The sequence below is a fragment of the Anaerolineales bacterium genome (genome assembly GCA_003105035.1).
In the GTDB taxonomy this organism is placed as follows: domain Bacteria; phylum Chloroflexota; class Anaerolineae; order Anaerolineales; family UBA4823; genus FEB-25.
This window is the reverse complement of sequence record PQAL01000037.1, coordinates 39,640-60,381: the sequence shown is the minus strand read 5'-3', so window position 1 is coordinate 60,381 and position 20,742 is coordinate 39,640. Positions and strand designations below refer to the sequence as shown.

The following is a 20,742-nucleotide window of genomic DNA, read 5'->3' as shown; positions in this document are numbered from 1 at the left end:
AAGGATAAGGATCTCGATGAAGCTTGCCAATCCTGAACAAATGGGTTTTTCTGGCGAGAGGTTAACCCGCATTACTGAATTCATGCAACGTTATGTGGATGAGGGGAAAATTGCCGGCTTCGTCACCCTGGTAGCACGCAAGGGTAACATAGTGTATTTCGATAAGTGTGGCTACCAGGATATTGCCAGTAAGATCCCCATAAGCATTGACACGATTTTCCGGATCTATTCGATGACCAAGCCGATTACCAGCACTGCCCTCATGATGCTTTTCGAACGCGGGTTAGTACGCTTGGAAGATCCACTAAGTAAATATATCCCTCAGTTTAAAAAATGCAAGGTGCTTGGGGAGGCAGGCCGTCTATTGGATCTGGACCGTGAAATTCTGATACATGATTTGTTGGATCACACCGCCGGGCTCAGTTATGGAGGGTATGCAGACACGAGATTGCCGGTGGATAAGCTGTATGACCAGGCCAATCTTTTTGATCCAACGATCACCCTGGAAGAAATGGTATTGCGCATAGCTGAACTACCCCTGGCTTTTCAACCAGGGTCTAAATGGCTTTACAGCATGGCTACGGATGTTATTGGTCGGTTGATTGAAATCATTTCGGGTTCTCCATTGCCTGATTTCATAAATGATAAGGTGTGTAAACCGCTGGGAATGAAAGATACGGCTTTTTTGGTGACATCTAGTAAAGTCAAGCGGTTGTCGACATTATACGGGAAGGGGAAAGAGAGCGATTTGGCAGTCCTCGATGAGGCTATCGGCGGAGATTATTTCAAGACCAAGCTGTACCTGGGTGGTTCAGGCATGGTGTCAACCTTGGCAGATTATTACCGCTTTGCCCAATGCGTTTTGAATAAAGGGGAGCTGGAAGGGGTGCGTCTGTTGGGCACCAAGATAGTGGAGTACATGACCTGCAACCATTTGCACGCAGCATTGTTACCCATTGTCATGGGGATAACTCCTATGCCTGGTATGGGCTTTGGCCTGGGGTATAGTGTGATGATGGACGTCGCCCAGTCAGGTATGATGGGCTCGGTCGGGTTGCATGGCTGGGGAGGCTGGGCGAATACGCATTTCTGGGTTGATCCAAGAGAGCAGCTGGTAGGCATCCTGATGATGCAATATATCCCCAGCGGGACTTACCAAGTGACCAATGACTTCCGAACGGCTGTGTATCAAGCCATGATCGATGGCTAGGACAGAAAAAAGGATTCTAATATAAGTATTTCAGGAATTGCAGATTATTGATAATAAAAGATTGAGGAGATGCATACCATGAAAGAAGTTGTCATTGTTGATGCTGTCCGAACCCCTGTGGGAAATCTAGGGGGTATGTTTCGAGATTACGATGCAGTAGCGTTGCTCCAATTTGTCGTCAAGGGTATATTGGAACGTACTAAACTTGACCCAACAACTATCGATGAGATTATTTTTGGTTGTGTTTTCCAATCGAGCGATGCCCCCAATATTGCCCGTGTCGCTGCTTTGAAATCAGGTCTACCGATTGATCTCCCTGCTTATACGGTTGCCCGTAACTGCGTATCAGGTATGGATACAATCATCCAGGCTTATCGTAGTATCCAGACAGGGGATGGAGAGGTATACCTGGTGGGTGGGGTCGAGTCGATGAGTAATATTCCTTATCTCGTGAGAGGTGCTCGTTGGGGATTGAAGCTTCGCCATGCACAATTTACAGATGCTTTATGGGAAGGATTGACCGATCCCAATTGCGAGCAGATCATGGGTCGCACGGCTGAAAACTTGGTCGAGGAATTCAACCTCACCCGCCTACAACAGGATGAATTCGCCGTAAACAGCCATAAGAAGGCATTCCAGGCTCACAGTAATGGGCGTTTTAACGATGAGGTGATTCCTGTTGAAATCTTCAAGAAGAAAGAGGGAAAGATCATTCTCAACCAGGATGAGACGATAAATCCCGGATTGACAATAGAAAAAGCTAGCCTAGCTCCAGCCAGCTTCAAAGATAATGGGACGGTCACTCCCGCCAATGCCTGCAGTATCTCAGATGGAGCCAGCGCGATGCTGATCATGAGTGCTGAGAAGGCTGAAAAGCTGGGTTATGTTCCAATGGCAGAAATTGTCGCTTACGATTATGCTGGCGTTGAGCCGCATCGCATGGGAATTGCTCCTGCATATGCAGTTCCCAGGGCTTTGAGAAAAGCTGGGTTGAAGCTCGATGACATGGACTTGATTGAAGTCAACGAAGCTTTCGCCGGGCAGGTTCTATCGGTAGGCGCGGTGCTTGGTTGGGATTGGGCTAAGGTCAACGTCAATGGTGGTGCAATCGCCTTAGGTCATCCAGTCGGCTCATCTGGCTGCCGGATCGTAGTGACCCTGGTGCATGAGATGAGACATCGTAAGCAGGAAGGTGTATCAGGTAGATATGGATTAGCTACCCTGTGCGCAGAAGGTGGCCAGGGTTGTGCATTGATTGTCAAAACTGTAGGTTTATAAAATACAGTTTATATAAGTACGAATTCTTGAACATGTAAGAACATCATAAACATTCTATTGGAGGTAAAAATGATTGACTTCACTTTTTCCGAGGAACAAAATTTATTTCGGAAAGCCGCCCGTGAGTTCGCCGAGATCGAAATTGCCCCCCATGTTGCCAAGATGGAGGAAACGGGTCGAAATTGGGAACCGGTTATTAAGGCTCTTGGCAAGGGTGAGATGATGGCCATTACTATTCCCGAAGCATACGGCGGATTGGGCTTGGGTTATGTGGCCAGATTAATTGCTCTGGAAGAAATTGCCCGTGTATCTGTTGCAACAGCAATGATGATGCAAGTTGGTGGATTAGGAATAGAAGGGCTGATCAAGTTTGGCACAGAAGATCAGAAGAAAAAATACTTGCCTAAACTGGCAACCGTAGAAAGCTTTGCTACCACTGCTGTGACGGAGCCATCGGGTGGTTCAGATCCGAAAAGTTGTGGCACCTCATATAAAAAAGTGAATGGCTCTTATGTGCTCAATGGGAGGAAATGTTTTATCACCAACTCGCATATAGCTGATGTTCAAATTGTGTTGGCCATTTCAGAAGATACCCCCGACACCTATTCAGCCTTCCTGATCGAAAAAGATACTCCGGGCTTCAAGCCAACCCATGAAGAGAGAAAAGTGGGTATGCGTGGCTGTAATACGGGCGAGCTGGAGATAACGGATTGTGTAGTGCCGGCTGAAAACCTGGTGGGAAAAGAAGGAAAGGGTATGACCGTTGCCATGGCAACCATCAGCGATGTGGGTCGCGGGGGTATGGTGGGTTGTGCTCTTGGTCTTCATCAAGCTTGTCTGGATGAGGCGGCGAAATTTGCCAATAACCGCATTTTATATGGGAAATCTATCAGCAACTTACAGGCGATACAGTTCAAGTTAGCGGATATGAAAATTGAGCTTGAGGCAGGTCGCCTGCTTGGTTATCGGGCTGCTGCACTGCAGGATAAGGGCGATCGTACGGGGAATGAGTGGGCAGTTGCCAAATACTTCACCACCGAAGCGGCCCAGAGAGCCGCAAAAAATGCGGTAGATATCCATGGTGGTTATGGCTGCATGGAGGAATTTCCGGTCACCCGCTATCTCCGCGATGCATACGTACTGGGACCCTCCGCGGGAACCTCAGATATTATGAAGGTGATTGTCTCCAAATGGGTTCTATCCTAGGTTCATTTGTCAGGTTGAGTAGCTCAAGAAAATGCAATCATGGGTGCTTGAACTGCAACATACTGCCGTATTGAGAGCGAAATGTTGAAAATTGTAGTTTGTGTAAAGGCTGTACCTGATCCGAACAAGGCGGATAAAGTAAGAATCGATCCTAAAACTAAAAGGCTGAATAGGGTCGATATCCCCTTAGTGATCAATCCGCTGGATAAACATGCTTTGGAAGCTGCTCTTCAATTAAAAGCGAAGCTCGGTGTAGAGATCTCCGTTATAAGTATGGGGCCTGCAGAAGCAGGAAACGTGGTAATAGAGTGCCTCGCCTATGGGGCAGAATATGGATACTTGCTTTCTGATCCAGCTTTCGCGGCTGCAGATGCTTATGCTACTGCATATACACTGGCGTGTGCGATTAAGAAACTTGGCTCCTTCGATTTAGTATTTTGCGGACGTGAGAGCAGTGATGGGGCTACAGAATGGGTGGGACCTGAGCTGGCCATGTTTTTGGATTGGCCCGTGGTAACGATGGTCAAAGAAATACTGGAGAGTTCTTCCACTCATATGATCGTAAAAGCGTCCATCGAAGGTGGATATCGCATCGTCAAAGTGATGCTTCCGGCCGTAGTGACCGTCACCCGTGAGCTGAACGTTCCCAGGCCGCTTAGTTTTTCGAGCATCCTTAAGGCACGTAATAAGCAGATTAGTGTACTGAATTACCATGATCTTGAACTCCTACCAGAGCAAGTGGGAGAGAAAGGTTCCCCAACCATTGTAACTGAGCTGGAATATCTGGAAGAAACACGCGCTTGTGAAATGATTGAAGGCAATTTGGATGAAAAAGCTGAAGGTATAATCCAGGTGTTAGTCCGTAAGGGGGTGCTGCAGTGAATCGAGAGTACAGTCCGGTATGGGTGATTGCAGAACAAATCAATGGACAGCTGCTTCCAGTCTCGCTTCAATTGATCGGTAAGGCTAAGGCTTTAGCTGATGGACTTGGAACTCATCTTGATGCTGTGCTGTTGGGTGAAAAAGTTACTGGTTTATGCGATCAGCTGATTGCTGCAGGTGCGGATTGTATATATGCAGGTGATAATACCTGTTTTCGAGATTATCACCCACAGATTTTTACTGCCACCCTTGTTGATCTAATCCAGAAACACAACCCTGAAATCGTGCTGTTGGGCTCTACCTTTATGGGGAGAGAGTTAGCTCCCTTGCTGGCAGCTAAACTGGGCACTGGCCTGACAGCTCACTGCGTAGAGCTGATACTCGATCAAGAAATGCATCTGGTTCAAAAGATCCCGGCTTATGGAGGGTTCATGTCGATTGTCTGCCCTGAGCGAAAACCTCAAATGGCGACGGTAGCGCAGGGTGTCTTCCAGATACCATCGGTAGATAAAAACCGCACTGGGAAAATCATTACGATCGAGCCTCCAGAAGAAATTACTTCACGTCTCGAGATTCTGGAAATCGTACGCCAAGAACAAACAGGTGTGGATCTGGAATCAGCCCGTACGGTTGTAGCTGGTGGAGCAGGGGCAGGAGACCAGGTTGGTTGGGAGCAGATTGTGGAGTTGGCAAATGTGCTGGATGCAGGGCTTGGCTCGACCAGGCCTGTGGTGGATGCTGGCTGGGCTGGAATCGAAACCATGATCGGCCAGAGCGGGAAGATGGTTAAGCCGGAGATCTACATCGGTGTGGGTTTATCCGGAGAACAGCAGCACATGGTCGGCGTGACTGGGGCGAAATTCATGCTCGCCATTAATATCGATCCCAAATCACCGGTTTTTAAAAAGGTGGATATTGGTGTCGTGGCTGATTGTCAAGAGTTCCTGCCGATCCTTATCGATAAATTAAAAAAGTACAAGAAGAAGGGGTGAGCTGATGTTCGTGCCACTGACACCTTTGGAATTCAGGCAGAGAGCAGCGGAGCTTTATGGCAATAAGATTGGAATTGTGGATGGTGATAGGCGTTTCACCTATGCGGAATATGATCAACGCATCAATCGGTTAGCCAATGCCCTTAGCGGTTTAGGATCCGGTAAGGGCACAGTGATCTCTTTCATTGCCTATAATTCACACCAGTTGCTTGAAGCCTATTATGGTGTTCCGCAAATCCAGGGTGTGCTTAACCCTATCAATATCCGACTAAATAGCAGCGAGATTGAATATATCCTTAATCACGCTGAAGCGCAGGTCTTATGTTTTCATCAAGACTTCCTTCCGATGGTTGAAGAGCTGCGGCCAAGATTGCCGAAAGTGAAAGACTATATTGTGATTGAAGCTGAAAGGGATGTTGATTGGGCTCTCCATTACGAGACTGTATTGGAAAAACAATCTCCGCAAGCTGAATTCGACCTGGACGCAGTAGATGAGAATGCGGTGATTGAACTATTTTATACCTCGGGTACAGTAGGAGCTCCCAAGGGTGTGGCAATCACCAGCCGAAGCCTGTATTTGCACACGCTAAGCGCTATAAACGGGTTTCAAGTTACCGATGAAGACGCCTTATTACATGTCGTGCCATTGTTCCATGTAAATGGATGGGGTACACCACAATTCCTAACCGCAGTAGGTGGTAAACATGTCATGTTACGCAAGATGGACTTTGGGGAAGTATTAAGGCTTATTGAAGAAGAGAGGATCACTAAAATATTGGGTGTTCCGGCGATATTTAATGGGCTACTGGCACACTCTGACTTGAAGAAACGGGATTTAAGCAGCTTGAAGGAAATTATCATTGGTGGTGCTCCATCTCCTTATTCATTAATCGAGAGCCTGGAAAAAGAAATCGGTTGCAAAGCCATCGTTGGATACGGGCTGACTGAAACCTCTCCTTTTGGGGTGATTGCGCGTCCCAAGCCTCATCTAAAGGGAGACGAAACTACACGGCTGAAAACACAGGTGAAGACAGGTTTACCAATCGTCGGTGTGAGATTGCGTGTAGTCGACGAATCGAGCCAAGATGTCCCTCATAATGAAAAAACCATGGGAGAGATCATTTTCAGGAGCAATATCGTAATGAAGGAGTATCTAAAAGATCCTCAAGCTACGTCAGAAGCAATTGTGGATGGCTGGTTCCATTCGGGGGATATGGCAGTTGTAGATGATGAAGGGTATATAACGATTGTAGATCGCAAGAAAGATATCATTATCTCTGGCGGAGAGAATATTTCCTCTGTCGAGGTAGAGAAGGTAATCTTGAATTACCCTGCGGTTTTTGAGACGGTTGTGATTGGTGTTCCGGATGATAAATGGGGTGAAGTTGCCAAAGCGATCGTAGTGCTTAAGCCTGGCGCTAAGGTCTCCGAAGATGAAATCATAGCATTTGTGAAAGAGCATCTGGCGAGATATAAAGCTCCAAAGACCGTTGAGTTTTGGGATGAGTTACCTAAAGGAGGCACTGGAAAGGTTCTAAAGAGGGAGATTCGAAAACCGTATTGGGAGGGTCACGAAAAGTCTGTGCATTAGAGAAGGGATTCGTACAGATTGGATCATGCGCCTAATGGATGATTTATTACCTATCCTGGCATCAGACGCGCCATCCAGTATATATAATGGTGGGTGTTACTTATAGGTTTGGCTTTTTTAGATCCGCAAGCCCCTCTCGCAGTGCATAAAGAGCAGCTTGGGTTCGATTAGCCAAATGTAATTTTCCAAGTATATTTCTGACATGAGATGAAACAGTCCATTCACTTATATACAAGCGCTCTGCGATTTCGTGATTGGTCAATCCCTGGGCAACCAGCTTAAGCACTTCCAGCTCGCGCTCGCTCAAAGGATCCTTTGCAGGGGGCAGATCTGATGGCCGGTTAATTTCTCGCATCAATTGCAGGGCAATACTCGGATGCAGGGAGGCTTTGCCTTGATGGACATTGTAAATAGCCTGAAGCAGTTCTTGAGGAGAAGAATCTTTTAGTAAGTAACCTAATGCACCAGCTCGAATAGCCGGAAATACTTTATCCTCCTCTGAAAAACTTGTTAAGACAAGGATGGACACAGACGGATCTTTTTCCTTGATCTCACTAATTGCCTGGATACCATCTTTTTCCGGCATCACTAAATCCATTAATATCACATTCGGTTTCAGAGTCCTCGCCTTTTCAACAGCATCCGTGCCATTCACAGCTTCTCCGACCAATTCCATGCCAGGATCTGTGCGAATCAGCGTACGGAGAGCCTCCCGAATAATTGGATGGTCATCTGCGATCAAGATCCGGATAACAGTCATTCTTATCTTCCCATTAATCTAACAAGTCACAAAAAAAAGTTCAGGATGTCATTACAAATGGGACACTTGTCCTTACTATTGTACCTTCATTATAATGAGAGCTGATTGTTAGTTCACCGCCGATGTTTTTAGCCCGCTCGACCATACTGGTTAATCCCATTCCACCTCGGTGCTCAATGTCATCTGGATCAAAACCAACGCCATTATCAGTAATTTCCAAGATGACATGTGAATTCTCAGTACAAATCCGCACAGCCTCACGGGTTGCGTGACCATGTTTTAAGGCATTATTTAGGGCTTCCTGGGCGATCCAATACAGGTCTTGCTCTAGTTCAATGGGTAGGTCAATGAAATCCTCCATCACCACCCGCGCCTCTATCCCGACCTGTTTTTCAACAGCATCGATACGTTTTTGGAGAGCACCCAGCAGGCCTACTTGCTCCAGAGTAGGAGGCCGTAATTCATAGATGAGAAGGCGCATTTCTCGTAAGGATTGCTGGGCAATCTCGCCAATTCGATTAAAATATTCTTCGATCTGTGGGCCAACCTTGGTATCAAGTGTACGGCGCCAGCCTTCGGAAAAGAGAACCAGGCTGTAAAGCGACTGGGTCACCGAATCGTGAAGTTCGCGCGACAGTCGATGACGCTCAGCTAGAACCGCTAATTCCCGACTTCTATCATATAAATGAGCATTTTCAATCGCCACAGCGATCTGATCTCCCAGGCCCTGGACTACCAGGATATCTTCCTTGCTGAAGGCATTGACGCTCGAGCTCTGCACATCGAGCGTCCCGATGACATGCTCCGCCTGGCGAAGGGGAATGACTAGTTCAGAATGAGTTTCAGGCAATTCGCTATCAATCAAAAAATCTGGATTTTGTGATACGTCGTTCACCATCGAGATTTCACCTGTTTCAGCAACTAAACCATTGATACTTGTTTTTCCTACATCCAAACGTGAAAATTGAACGGGGTGGCGCATGCTGCTGGCACGCAATACTAACTGGTTAGACTCCCTATCCAATAGAAACACCTGGACATGGTAATACCTAAAAGCATCCTGAATCAACTCAACCACACGATTCAAGAGAGTGTCCAGATCCAGAATTGAAGTGATCTCGCGACCAACTTGAGCGCTGGTTTCCATCTGTAAAGCTCTTCGTTCCAATGATTCATTTGCAATCTGAAGAGCACGGGTTCGCTCACCCACGCGTTGTTCCAGAGAGCCGATCAAATCTCGAAGCTGGCCAGTCATAATATTAAATGCGCGGGCTAATGCGCCCACCTCATCTTCACGGACTATATCTGCTGTCTTATTTAGGTCACCTTGTGCGATCTGAGTGGCGGTACGAGCTAGATTAACGATAGGATTCGCAATATTTCGGGTCATATACATCGCAGCCAGTATTGCAAAAACCAGTGCAATCACTGCGACGATGAGATTCATCACTGTACCAGCTGAGACAGCTTGAAAAGCCTCTGAGGAATCTTGTTCAACCGATAGAACGACATTCAAATCCGGAAGCCATCGGTAAATACCAACCACGTTTGTTCCCTGAGGGTTCTTGTAAATCCCAGCTAAATTAGCAGCATTATCGATGGCATAATCGATCCCTGTGGCGTGAATAGAATTTACTATCGCTCCATTTAATGAGCTCTCATCTAAATTTGTACCGATCAATAAGGAATGGTTCCAGTTGACAAGATATGCTTGTCCTGTTGAACCTAAGCCTGTTTTTTCATTTAAAACTGCTTGTAAACTATCAATCCGAGCTTTGCCACCAATCGCACCCAACAGTTGGCCATCATCGCCATTCACTGGAATCAACACAAAGACGGACGAAATATCAGAATACAATTCGTCAGGGCTTGCATTAATAGAACTCCGAATAAATGGAAGCTGTGTATAAGATTCGGCTAGTCCCTTAGAATCGAAGATAAAATTTGTATAGTTGCTTTGTTCACGATTTTGTGCAGTAGATAGTACGACCTTACCATTCCGATCAACCAGAAACAGCTCATTGAATTGATTGGAATGATTGACGAATATCTGCAGCCATTTCCGGACCATATCGTTGTACCAGGCATGTACTTCGCCCTCATTGGATAAACGTATCGCATTTGCGACCAACTTTGGAGAATAATCGCTTCGTGCCGCGATCTGTAATTCCTCTTGCAGAGATTGTACCCAGACCTGAACGGCTAACTCCTTGCGAGCCGCAACCGATTCGAGCCGATCAATGGATTGCTGACGTCCGCTTTGGTAACTGACGATGTACGTACCAATACCCAAACCAATCACAGGAAGCAAGGCTACCAACACAAAACCGATGAGTAACCGCGTCCTAATCATTTACATCTCCATGGAAAAATGCTGCCGATCACCCAGGTGACTTGGTACAAATAGGCTAATATATTATTGAACATTAGACCTGGTCATTATATCGCACCAGGTATGAAGAAGATAAAACGCCAATTCCAAACATCACTCAACAACCAAGGTTGAAAATTCAGACAAGCCAGATAAAGCGTCTAAACTTATTGTATCCGGACACACTTTGTATAAATGTCAATAGTCTAATCCTCTACTCAATTGGCGATGATTTCGATTTTTAATTAAAGCACGCGTGACAAAGCTGATATCAGAAGAGCAACATTTTCCTTGCGTGATGAATAACCCATCAGCCCAATGCGCCAAACCTTGCCCTTGAAAGATCCTAAACCACCGGCAATTTCAATGTTGTATTCCTCCAGGAGTCTCCTGCGGATCTCGGCATCGATAACACCATCTGGTACTGCCACAGTAGTGACAGAAGGCAGCCGGTGATCAAGTGGGACAATCAAGTTCAGGTTGAGATGCTCCAATTCATTCCAAAGAAATTCGCTATTCGTCCTGTGGCGTAAAAATCGTGCCTCCAATCCCTCTTCTTGAACCAGACGTAATGCTTCCCGAAGACCAAAATTCATGCTGATAGGGGCGGTGTGATGGTAGGTACGCTCTTCACCCCAGTAATGCTCGAGCATGGTCATATCCAGGTACCAGTTGGCTACCTTTGTTTTTCGCTGGTGGAGGGCTTCCTGAGCGCGGTGCCCGATGGTGATAGGTGCCAATCCGGGCGGGCAGCTTAAGCACTTCTGGGTGCCACTGTAAGCAATATCAATATCCCAGTCATCAATCTTGATCGGAATCCCACCTAGCGAAGTGACACAGTCGATTAATAATAATGCTCCATGCTTGTGGACAATCTCAGCCATACCTTCCAGGGGGGTCAATGCACCTGTTGAGGTCTCTGCATGCACAAGTGCGACAACCTTGGCCTTCTTTTGAGTCAATGCTGTATCAATCTCCTGTGGTGTAAATACATCCCCCCAAGGTTTATCCAGGCGATGAACAACAGCACCATAACGACTCGCCATTTCACATATTCGCTCACCGAAGTAACCGTTCACACCAACCATGATGGAATCGCCCGGTTCGATCAAGTTGGCAACCGCAGCTTCCATGCCAGCGCTTCCAGTACCTGATACAGGTAAGGTCATGAGATTTTTTGTTTGAAAGACGTAGCGTAATAATTCTTGGACCTCTTTCATAAGGACAATAAATTGCGGGTCGAGGTGACCAACCAGTGGATGCGCCATGGCTTGAAGAACACGCGGGGGAACCATGCTCGGACCCGGGCCAAGCAGAATGCGTTCGGGGGTGTTTAGATCAGTGTAAGTGTTCATTGAATTCTTTGTATTTAATTCCTTTCGATGAGTAATATATTGGGGTATTAGTATTATTTGGGTTCTACTTAATTCGAACCCCTTGCTTTTCAAGAGCCTTTTGAAGGTGATTAATCTTAACTTCGCTGGTTTTTACGCCATCCTTTACCGAGACCGCGGCTGCCACACCTGCACCCTGGCCAGTCACCGTGCAGCACATCATATTGCGTACCGAGGCGTGTGAAATCTTATCGCCCGCCACACAACGTCCTGCAATTAGTAAATTTTCCACGTTTTTTGGTACCAAAATCCCAAAGGGAACCTGATAGTATCGGCCCGTGGTGGGAAGGATCAGGACGCCATAGCCATCGATGAACTCAGGGAATATGCCGATTGAATCTTCAAAACGGGCCTGGTTTTTTACATCATGCTCGGTCAGCTCATACCAGCCAATAATTTTGCGGGTATCCCGAATCCCCACGGTCATACCATAATTCCTCAATTCGGCTTCTTCGAAACCAGGAGCAAAGTGTCGTAAAGCTTTAATCGCCTGAAGTGCTTGATACCTTCCATCGATCTCTGCCTTGGTCAGATCCCATACATCCGTGCCATCATAATTTGTCATATGGATCATATTGAGATATGTGGCTTCTCCATAGTCAGTGATGGTACTCCAAGTACCTCCGATGCTCGTGAGACCTTTTGGGATTACTCCTAGCTCACGCGCCTGATTAAATGGATGTTCAAGATAAGGGCTGAAAAGGTCATCTTCCTTTCCATCTGTTTGCATATCCCAATTCTTGCCCCAATCCTTATAGGTGGTAGGATTTCCTTTTACATATTCAAGAAAGCGCTTCCTGTTCACCCCCGAAACTGAAAACATCACCGTCACAGAAAGCATTTCTTCTTTGGGAGTTTTTTTGTAAGGGGCACCGGAGAAAAATGCCAAATCTGCATCCCCGGTAGCATCAATCACCCGCTTTGCCAAAATTGCTTGTCTGCCAGATTTGTTGTGGATGATAACACCCTTGATTATGCTATCTTCTATGATGGTATCAATCACAACGCTGTGAAGTAGGGGAATAACGCCTGCCTCTTGAACCATCACATCTGCCACATATTTGAACATCTCTGCATTGATCGCCTCACTCTTGGATTGGGGCTCTGGGCTGGTTGCACCTATAACTTTGGCGCGTTGCTCAAATTCAATACCGATTCCTTCTACATCAATGGTTCCTTCTTTACGGTACCATGCGATACCTTCCACTCCTACAATGGTGAGATTGCCACCCAGGCAACCGAATCGCTCCACAAGCATGGTATCAACACCAGCGCGGGCTGAGCTTATTGCCGCAGCCAATCCACCCGGACCGCTTCCTACTACCAGTACATCTGTCTCGGTAATAACCGGCACCTGCCTTGCTGCATCATTGATATAAGCCATCTCTTTTCATCCTCAAAAAAATCATAATGGAACCGCTCCGTGCTCAACTGTTACAGCCACAATATCCTGGCTGGGCACATCCCTGGAGGCTACCCCCCGTTGAGTAGCCAGTGCAGCTGCTGCTCCCATGGCTTGTCCCATGGCCATGCAAATACACTGGGCACGGATTCCAGCAAAAGAAACTCGGTTTGCTGATATATTTCTACCAGCCACGGTAATACGCTGGCTGTCTTTTGGGATCAAGGCTCGGAATGGAACCTTTGGAAGGAGATCATCTGTCTCGAGAAATTGGACTTCACAGCCTGTTTCCTGACTATGCATGTCAATATAGTTGAATGCATTACATACCTTATCCTCAAAACTGACTGCTTTGAGGAAATCCTCCCCCGTAATGACATATTCTCCCTGGGTATGATAGGTTTCACGAGCAATTGCATAGGGCGCCATCATTTTGATTTCAGCTCTATCACAACCTGGGATTGAATTTTTGACGAACTTGAACATCCGCAACATACGCACTCTACCCTCGATGTTTGCCCTTGTCTGACCATCACAATCGGATGTGTTGGCGTCATAGATATGGGTGGCATTATGACCGCCATGGTCAAGGTAGTATTTGAAAGTTTCCATGTTTGGATATGCAAAATCACCTTTTTGTAAGATCCCGTTTTGCATGGCTTCCTCGTATATGGTTTGGACCTCTCCTTTCCATATCTGCTCGTGTTCGATGCCCTCGATCTTGTATTGAAGTGCACCCGGTTGGCAATCTCGAGATTTGAGTACCTTGAGTCCCAGGATTCTTACGATATCGGAATCGCCGGTGCAGTCAATAATCTCATTAGCTTTGGTGATGCGTTTGATTCCCCGTCCAAAAGAGGTGATCTCCCATAGATTTCCTGCAGACTTAACTTCAGCAATAAACTCGTGGTAATGCAGGACCACACCCGCTTTGAGCGCTTCCTCTTCGCTTAGTGCGGCATAAACCGGGATATTAATATAACTGTAATATCCAGGTGATTCCACCGGTCTTCTCTTTCGATAATCTGGAATCGGAAGCCCTTCGATCTCTTTTGTTTTGGTATATAACTCCCAGGGAATCCCTTGAACAACAGGTCCCTTCGTACTGAAGAAATGATTGGGCATATAAACGCCACCAGCAGTCATCGTTCCGCCTAACATGGTCCCAGCTTCAATGACTGATGTTTTTACCCCCAGGCGGGCTGCTTGTATGGCGGCGATATGACCAGCAGTCCCCCCGCCTGCTACAACCAATTTGACTTTTTCAGAGATCGTTTTCATTTTTCCTCAATTTTTAGCAAGGTATATATCTCCTGGCATATGTATTGAGGCATACCTTCATCAATAATCTTCTGAGTCATTGCCAACTATCCAGATGTCTGCAGTACACGCAGATTGTTTGTGGTGATTGCCAGGAGTGTAAACGCTTTTCCATCTGCCGTTTAAACCTACGGGAGTCATCTGGCTTCCACTATCCCTGATCTTGGTCGATGAGGGCAGACTCGGGGATTTTACTGTGACCTGCAGCATCAGCCAGATGGCAGGCGACATAATGGCCAGGATAGATTTCTTTAAACTCAGGAATATCCGTTTTGCAGATTTCTGCAGCGAGCAGGCAGCGGGGATGGAAAACACAACCAGTTGGTGGATTTGCAGGGCTGGGCGGTTCACCTTTAAGGATGATCCTTTGTCGTTTGCGCTCGAGCTTTGGATTAGGTATGGGCACTGCTGAAGTTAGGGACTGGGTGTATGGGTGTAGTGGATCATCAAATAAGGTGTTGCGGTCAGTCGATTCCATACAATGACCTAAATACATGACTACAATACGGTGCGAGATATGCTTGACCATACTCAAATCATGAGCGACAAATAAATAAGCCACGCCAAGCTGTTCCTGCAGGGATTGAAGCAGGTTGACCACCTGGGCTTGAATAGATACATCCAGTGCTGAGATTGGCTCGTCACAAACCAAGAAATCAGGGTTCACAGAAAGCGCACGGGCGATCATGATACGCTGTCTTTGACCTCCCGAAAACTCATGCGGAAAACGACGCACGTATGCAGGGTCCAACCCCACAAGGGTAAGTAATTCTGCCACCCGTTGGTGTAAAGCCTTTCCAGATAGCATATGATGGATGATCAATGGCTCTCCGATAATATGTTCGACCGAATGGCGTGGATTTAATGAAGCATACGGATCTTGGAAGACAATTTGCATTCTAGTACGCAGCTGACGCATTTTTTGAAAACTAAGCTGGGTTAACTCAATGTCTTCTAAGAATACTTCTCCAGCTGTTGGTGGTTGCAATTGAAGAATAGCCCGTGCTGTGGTGGTCTTACCGCAACCACTTTCACCGACCAATCCCAAGGTCTCGCCTTTATGAATTTCAAATGAGATATCATCAACCGCTTTGATCCAACGACGAACATTGGCGAAAAACCCCTCGTGAATCGGGTAATATTTTTTTAAATTCACGACGCGGATCAGAACCCCATCCTCAGGCATCACGGACATCGCCTTTCTCCAGGTCGTAGAAACAGGCGGTCATATGATTTTCACCAACCGGGTATAGTTGTGGGATTTCTTTCCAACAGCGTTCAAATACATACTTGCACCGCCAGGCAAACGGACAATTCCGAAGTGGGATCAGCAAATCCGGTGGGGTGCCTTCAATACTTACTAGCCGGCGAGATTCCTTTGTATCCAGCCGGGGCAGTGCTTGAAGAAGCCCAATCGTATAGGGATGGGCAGGGTGCTCATACAAGTCGTCTACTAGAGCACTCTCCACGACCCGCCCTCCGTAGAAGACGAGAACCCGCTCAGCCAACCCGGCTACCACTCCAAGGTCATGAGTGATCCATATAATTGCCATTCCCAGTTTTTTGCGCAATCGTTTGAAAATATTAACCATTTGGGCTTGGATGGTTACATCCAGGGCTGTCGTTGGTTCATCAGCAATGACGATTTGCGGGTTACAGGCGATAGCAATGGCAATCATCACTCGTTGGCGCATCCCACCAGAAAATTCAAATGGATAATTACCATAACGTAATTGCGGGTCTGGGATTCCAACCTCGGTTAGCAGTTCAATCGATCGGGCATGCGCCTGTTCCTTGTTTAATCCCATGTGTTGGGTGAGTGTCTCTGAGATCTGATCACCGATCCTGAGGATGGGATTAAGTGACATTTGTGCATCTTGAAAAACAAAACTGATTTGCCCTCCTCGCACATCATTTAATTCCTTTTGAGTGAGTTTCAGCAAATCACGTGTCCCATGCGAGCCATGGAATAGGGCTTCCCCACCTTCAATCCGGCCTGGAGGCATACGAATCAGTCCAAGCAGTGACAACATGGAAACGCTCTTACCACTGCCACTCTCACCCACGACAGCCAGGGTTTCGCCCTCAAATAAATTAAAACTAACCCCATTAATGGCATTAACGACACCATCCACAGTATAGAATTTGGTTATGAGATCCTTAACCTCCAGAATCAATGACATCGTCGTCCGATACCTTACTTCCTTGCCCGTCGTAAGCGGGGGTCAAGGACATCGCGTAACCAATCACCAAGCAGGTTCATCGCCATCGAGGTGAACATGATAGCTAAACCGGGGAAAGTGGTTAACCAGGGATAATTTGCCAGGTACTTGCGTCCCTCAGCTAACATGTTGCCCCAACTAGGCACCGTAGGAGGTACACTCAAACCTAAAAATCCAAGGCCGGCTTCATAGAAGATCATTGCAGACATTTCAAATGTGGCTAAGGTAATGATCGGACCGATAAGATTGGGCAAGATGTGGGAAAAAAGGATCCGACCCCAACGCGCGCCGGCACTGACTGCTGACTCTACATATGCACTTTCGCGGATGCGTAATACTTCACCGCGTGTCACGCGGGCGAAAATAGGTGAATCTGTGATTCCAAAAATCAGGATCACATTGATCAGGCTCCGCCCCAGGATGGAAGCAATAAATACAACAAAAAGAAGGTAAGGTAATGATAGAATCAGATTGATTGGGGTCATGATAATGGTATCTGTTTTTCCCCCGAAATAGCCTGCTATTAAACCAAGGACCATACCAAGCGTAGCGGCAATTAATACGCCGAAGAAAGCGACAGTTAATGATACACGTGCCCCATAAACAACTCGGCTATATAAGTCCCTGCCGAGGCTGTCTGTGCCAAATGGATGACTCCAGGAGCCGCCTACAGTCCATGCTGGAGCCATTCTACCGGCGCTTAGTTGCTGTTTTAAAGGATCCTGGGTGGAGATATTGCGGGAAAAGACTGCAGCAAAAAGGACTATGGTGAACATGATTAGACCAATGATGCCGCTCCGGTCTCGCCGGAGCAAGCGCAATAAATAGCCCAGCTTATCCTTCAATGTGTTTTGACTGGTGAGCAGGCTGTCGGATTGAGGGGTCAAGGCATTACTTGCCATAACGGATCCTTGGATCAAGCAATGCATAAGCCAGATCGGTTGCGAGATTCAGAGTAATCACCACCACACTAGTGAATACCGCTAATGCCTGAACGAGTGGAAAATCTCGCCAGCCGATTGACTCTTGAAGCAACCGCCCCATTCCAGGCCAAGCGAAAATCGTTTCGATGTAGACAGAACCGCTAAGCATATAACAGAACTGTACTCCAATCAGGCTCACTAGAGGGATGGAGACATTCCTAAGCACATGTTTGAAGTAGATCGTACGTGAATTAAGTCCTTTGCTGCGTGCAGTTCGAATGTAGTCCTCGCTGCGTACTTCCAAAACAGTAGAACGGGTCATGCGGAGGATTTGACTCATAACAGCCAACCCAAGCACAAACGCTGGCAGGATCACCGATTTGGGTTCATCCCGACCAAAAGCAGGAAACCAACCATAGCGAACAGCGAAGATAAGGATAAGGATAAGTGCAAGCCAGAAATTGGGGATACATTGTCCCAACAAACCAAGCAAACGGCCAAATGAGTCGATCAAACTTCCAGGGTTAAAACCTCCCACAAGACCTAATGGAACGCCAATAAAAAGAGCCATGAGAAGCCCAACAGCTGCCAATTCAACTGTGGCTGGTAATCGTTGTACCACCAGGGGCAAGGCGGGTGTGTTGTAATGAAGGGAATTGCCAAAATTACCGACGACCGCTTTTGACATAAAGTCAACAAACTGTACCCCGAGAGGTCGGTTGAAACCCATTTTTTCACGAAAGGCCTCGATCTCCTGCGGCGAGGCTTCGCGTGGCATCATGAGAGCAGCAGGATCTCCAGTGACGCGAAGCATGAGAAATACCAAAGCCAGTACGCCGAGGAGCAAAAGGATGGAAAGAGCTAGTTTATTCAAAAAATAGCGCAACATCTGTATCTTCCTCCTTACTAGGCCTGCCTACAGATATTTTACAGCTATGTTCTTTCTACAATGTTCCTGATAATCATTACTTGGGGAGGGTTATTCTTTAACCCTCCCCAAGGTTCATTGACTTTCTCATACGATTCCCTCAAGAAATGTATATTTTCATCATTGAAACTCGCTTTCATTTCTTTGAGGAAACTATGTGCAATAATTCTATTAAGGAGCGGCAACTGTTGTGTTCGTGAAGTAAACAAACTCTGAGTGGCGTGGGCTGTAGTTTTGAACCGTATCCCTGGTCGCCTCGAAAGTATAGGGCTCATACAGGTAGATGAATGGTGGGTTTACCTGCATGTAAACCTGAAGCTCCTCATACAATGCCTTACGTTTGGCAGTATCTACCTCTTCCGAGATCGACTTTAGGAGCTCGTCGATCTTGGGATCGGACCAGGAGGAGTAAGCCGCGTTATTACCGCCCAATGCGCCATATAAGCGGTTGTAGGCTTCACCACTGGTATCAGCCCAGGCATCTCCGAAGAGTGGTGGTAACTGCTTCTTAGCTTCCAGGTCCCAATATTGACCCGATTCCATGATATTTAAGTTAACGGTTATACCTACTTCGCCCAAATTTCCTACGATTGCCTGGCAAACTTCCTCAAAGGAGCTGTAAGCACCAGCTGGGCAAGCCATGTCGATTGTGAAACCATTTTCATAACCTGCTTCTTTCAGAAGCTGCTTGGCTTTTTCTGGATCATAGGCGAATGGCTGGACATTGCCATAACCCAGCTCTCCAGTGGCGACGAAACCTGTCGACCGTTTCCCATAACCGAGGAATAAGGCTTTCAAAATCCCGTCGATATCCACGGCATAGTTCATGGCCTGGCGGACCTTTGCATCCATGGTCGGCTGGCCTATACCCGTCGTCAGGTTATTGAATGCAATGTAATATTCACGCGTAAGGGGATACTCAAGAGTCTTGACCCCTGAAACATCCTTTAAGCTCTGGGATTCCTCAGCTGTCAATCGAGTGACAATGTCCACTTCATCGGTTTGAATAGCTGCCACACGCGTGGCGGAATCTGGAATAAAGCGGAAGGTAAGTGTTTCAGCCTTTGGTAGACCACTTTGCCAATAGTTGGGGTTGGCCTTATAGGTAATATGGTCTCCCTTGACCCATTCAACGAATTCGAAGGGCCCGGTACCAACTGGAGCCTGCTCGAAACCAGCTACGCCTACTTTATCCATATATGCTTTGGGGATGATCGACCAGAAATCCCACATTGTAATCAGTAAGAGTGGTTTAGGACCATCAGTAGTAACTTTGACTGTAAAGTCATCAATCTTTTCTACAGTCTTAGCAATCTCGAACCGATCGGGCCATTTTGATGTATCGGGATTCTTACCATATTCCCAAGTTGCGACCACATCATCAGCTGTAAAAGGATCACCATTATGGAAGGTAACTCCTTTTCGTAGGTGGAAGGTGTATTCTGTCCCATCAGCAGAGATATCCCAACTCTCAGCAAGTGAAGGCTGGATATTTCCCTGGTCGTCCAACTGCACGAGTGGATCGTAGAGCTGAGACGCAGCGGTATCGGAATTCATATCTGGAGTGTTTGGGATATATAGGGAGGCTGGCTCACCGGATAAGGCCACGCGCAAAGTCCCTTGTGGGCCAGAGACTTCAGTAGGTGGAACTTCAGTAGGTGGAACCGCGGTTGGTGGGACTGCTGTGGGAGGTTGCACTGCTGCGGTGGGTGCAGTGGTCGGCGGAACAGGTGAGGCGGGGATTTCAGTTGGTGGAACTGTAGTGGACGTTGCTGCTGGGCCACATGCAGATAATACCATCACCAACACAATCAAGATCAAACTAATCTTATAGACATGTTTCATTATCATTTCTCCTCTTCTATTTGGATTCATAATATTGATATACATTATTGCTATCGTTTTAAACAATCCTTATAGATCACCTCCTCGTCTAAGGTTGGGTAGAAAGCAATGCAGAGAAAAGTTTGTTCTTATATTGATAGAGACCTTATGACTAAATCTAATGAGGGATAGATTAATCTTATCCAACCAGCTATTCTCTTACAACACAAAGATGCAGTAAACCAACTAGCAATAATTAGTAATTTCGAGTATCCAGTGAATCACTAGAATTAGTGAGGCTTTCATTAAACTTGGAACATCATCATAAGGAATTGAATGTTCTCACTGATCCTTGCACAAAATGACTAAAAATGGGTGAATGGTTATTGTCTCCCCCTGAGATTAGATCTTCAATCTGCCTACCCTTGTTGACTAGGTA

16 protein-coding genes are annotated in these 20,742 nt (G+C 46.7%); 6 read left to right on the top strand and 10 right to left on the bottom strand.

The genetic code is table 11. The features are described 5' to 3' along the window. Positions 1 to 16 precede the first annotated feature (16 nt). The 6 genes from C3F13_16175 (at position 17) to C3F13_16150 (ending at position 7,159) form a co-directional block, all read left to right on the top strand. Positions 17 to 1,210, top strand: coding sequence for a serine hydrolase (locus tag C3F13_16175; protein ID PWB50487.1), 1,194 nt, complete (start codon positions 17 to 19; stop codon positions 1,208 to 1,210). A 78-nt stretch (positions 1,211 to 1,288) separates the two neighbouring features. Further along, positions 1,289 to 2,488, top strand: a complete 1,200-nt coding sequence (locus C3F13_16170) for an acetyl-CoA C-acyltransferase (protein PWB50486.1) — start codon at positions 1,289 to 1,291, stop codon at positions 2,486 to 2,488. A gap of 69 nt (positions 2,489 to 2,557) precedes the next feature. Next, positions 2,558 to 3,694, top strand: coding sequence for an acyl-CoA dehydrogenase (locus tag C3F13_16165; GenBank protein ID PWB50485.1), 1,137 nt, complete (start codon positions 2,558 to 2,560; stop codon positions 3,692 to 3,694). Positions 3,695 to 3,775: 81 nt separating this feature from the next. Then, complete coding sequence (locus C3F13_16160; GenBank protein ID PWB50484.1) at positions 3,776 to 4,576, top strand: electron transfer flavoprotein subunit beta; 801 nt, start codon at positions 3,776 to 3,778, stop codon at positions 4,574 to 4,576. Then, positions 4,573 to 5,568, top strand: coding sequence for an electron transfer flavoprotein subunit alpha (locus tag C3F13_16155; protein PWB50483.1), 996 nt, complete (start codon positions 4,573 to 4,575; stop codon positions 5,566 to 5,568). The genes C3F13_16160 and C3F13_16155 overlap by 4 nt, the downstream gene beginning before the upstream one ends. Positions 5,569 to 5,572: 4 nt before the next feature. Next, positions 5,573 to 7,159 carry an AMP-dependent synthetase gene (locus tag C3F13_16150; protein PWB50482.1) on the top strand — a complete coding sequence of 529 codons (1,587 nt, stop codon included), beginning with the start codon at positions 5,573 to 5,575 and terminating at the stop codon, positions 7,157 to 7,159. Positions 7,160 to 7,259: 100 nt separating this feature from the next. Here C3F13_16150 and C3F13_16145 read toward each other — a convergent pair whose 3' ends face one another. From C3F13_16145 to C3F13_16100, 10 genes are all read right to left on the bottom strand, one after another. Beyond that, positions 7,260 to 7,919, bottom strand: a complete 660-nt coding sequence (locus tag C3F13_16145; protein PWB50481.1) for a DNA-binding response regulator — start codon at positions 7,917 to 7,919, stop codon at positions 7,260 to 7,262. Between the two features lie 40 nt (positions 7,920 to 7,959). After that, on the bottom strand, positions 7,960 to 10,272 hold the full coding sequence (locus C3F13_16140) for a hypothetical protein (protein ID PWB50480.1): 2,313 nt from the start codon (positions 10,270 to 10,272) through the stop codon (positions 7,960 to 7,962). Between the two features lie 263 nt (positions 10,273 to 10,535). Continuing rightward, a complete protein-coding gene (locus C3F13_16135) occupies positions 10,536 to 11,645 on the bottom strand; it encodes an alanine--glyoxylate aminotransferase (protein ID PWB50479.1) in 1,110 nt (369 codons plus the stop codon). A gap of 64 nt (positions 11,646 to 11,709) precedes the next feature. Beyond that, complete coding sequence (locus tag C3F13_16130) at positions 11,710 to 13,068, bottom strand: pyridine nucleotide-disulfide oxidoreductase (protein ID PWB50478.1); 1,359 nt, start codon at positions 13,066 to 13,068, stop codon at positions 11,710 to 11,712. Positions 13,069 to 13,089: 21 nt separating this feature from the next. Beyond that, positions 13,090 to 14,367: a hypothetical protein gene (locus C3F13_16125; protein ID PWB50477.1), complete on the bottom strand. Its 1,278-nt coding sequence runs from the start codon at positions 14,365 to 14,367 to the stop codon at positions 13,090 to 13,092. A gap of 190 nt (positions 14,368 to 14,557) precedes the next feature. Next, positions 14,558 to 15,601 carry a peptide ABC transporter substrate-binding protein gene (locus C3F13_16120; GenBank protein ID PWB50476.1) on the bottom strand — a complete coding sequence of 348 codons (1,044 nt, stop codon included), beginning with the start codon at positions 15,599 to 15,601 and terminating at the stop codon, positions 14,558 to 14,560. After that, complete coding sequence (locus C3F13_16115) at positions 15,585 to 16,589, bottom strand: peptide ABC transporter ATP-binding protein (GenBank protein ID PWB50475.1); 1,005 nt, start codon at positions 16,587 to 16,589, stop codon at positions 15,585 to 15,587. The genes C3F13_16120 and C3F13_16115 overlap by 17 nt, the downstream gene beginning before the upstream one ends. Positions 16,590 to 16,603: 14 nt before the next feature. Continuing rightward, positions 16,604 to 17,557, bottom strand: a complete 954-nt coding sequence (locus tag C3F13_16110) for a peptide ABC transporter permease (GenBank protein PWB50474.1) — start codon at positions 17,555 to 17,557, stop codon at positions 16,604 to 16,606. Then, complete coding sequence (locus C3F13_16105) at positions 17,520 to 18,440, bottom strand: ABC transporter permease (GenBank protein ID PWB50473.1); 921 nt, start codon at positions 18,438 to 18,440, stop codon at positions 17,520 to 17,522. The genes C3F13_16110 and C3F13_16105 overlap by 38 nt, the downstream gene beginning before the upstream one ends. A gap of 210 nt (positions 18,441 to 18,650) precedes the next feature. Then, a complete protein-coding gene (locus tag C3F13_16100; protein ID PWB50472.1) occupies positions 18,651 to 20,369 on the bottom strand; it encodes a hypothetical protein in 1,719 nt (572 codons plus the stop codon). Positions 20,370 to 20,742: the final 373 nt, after the last annotated feature.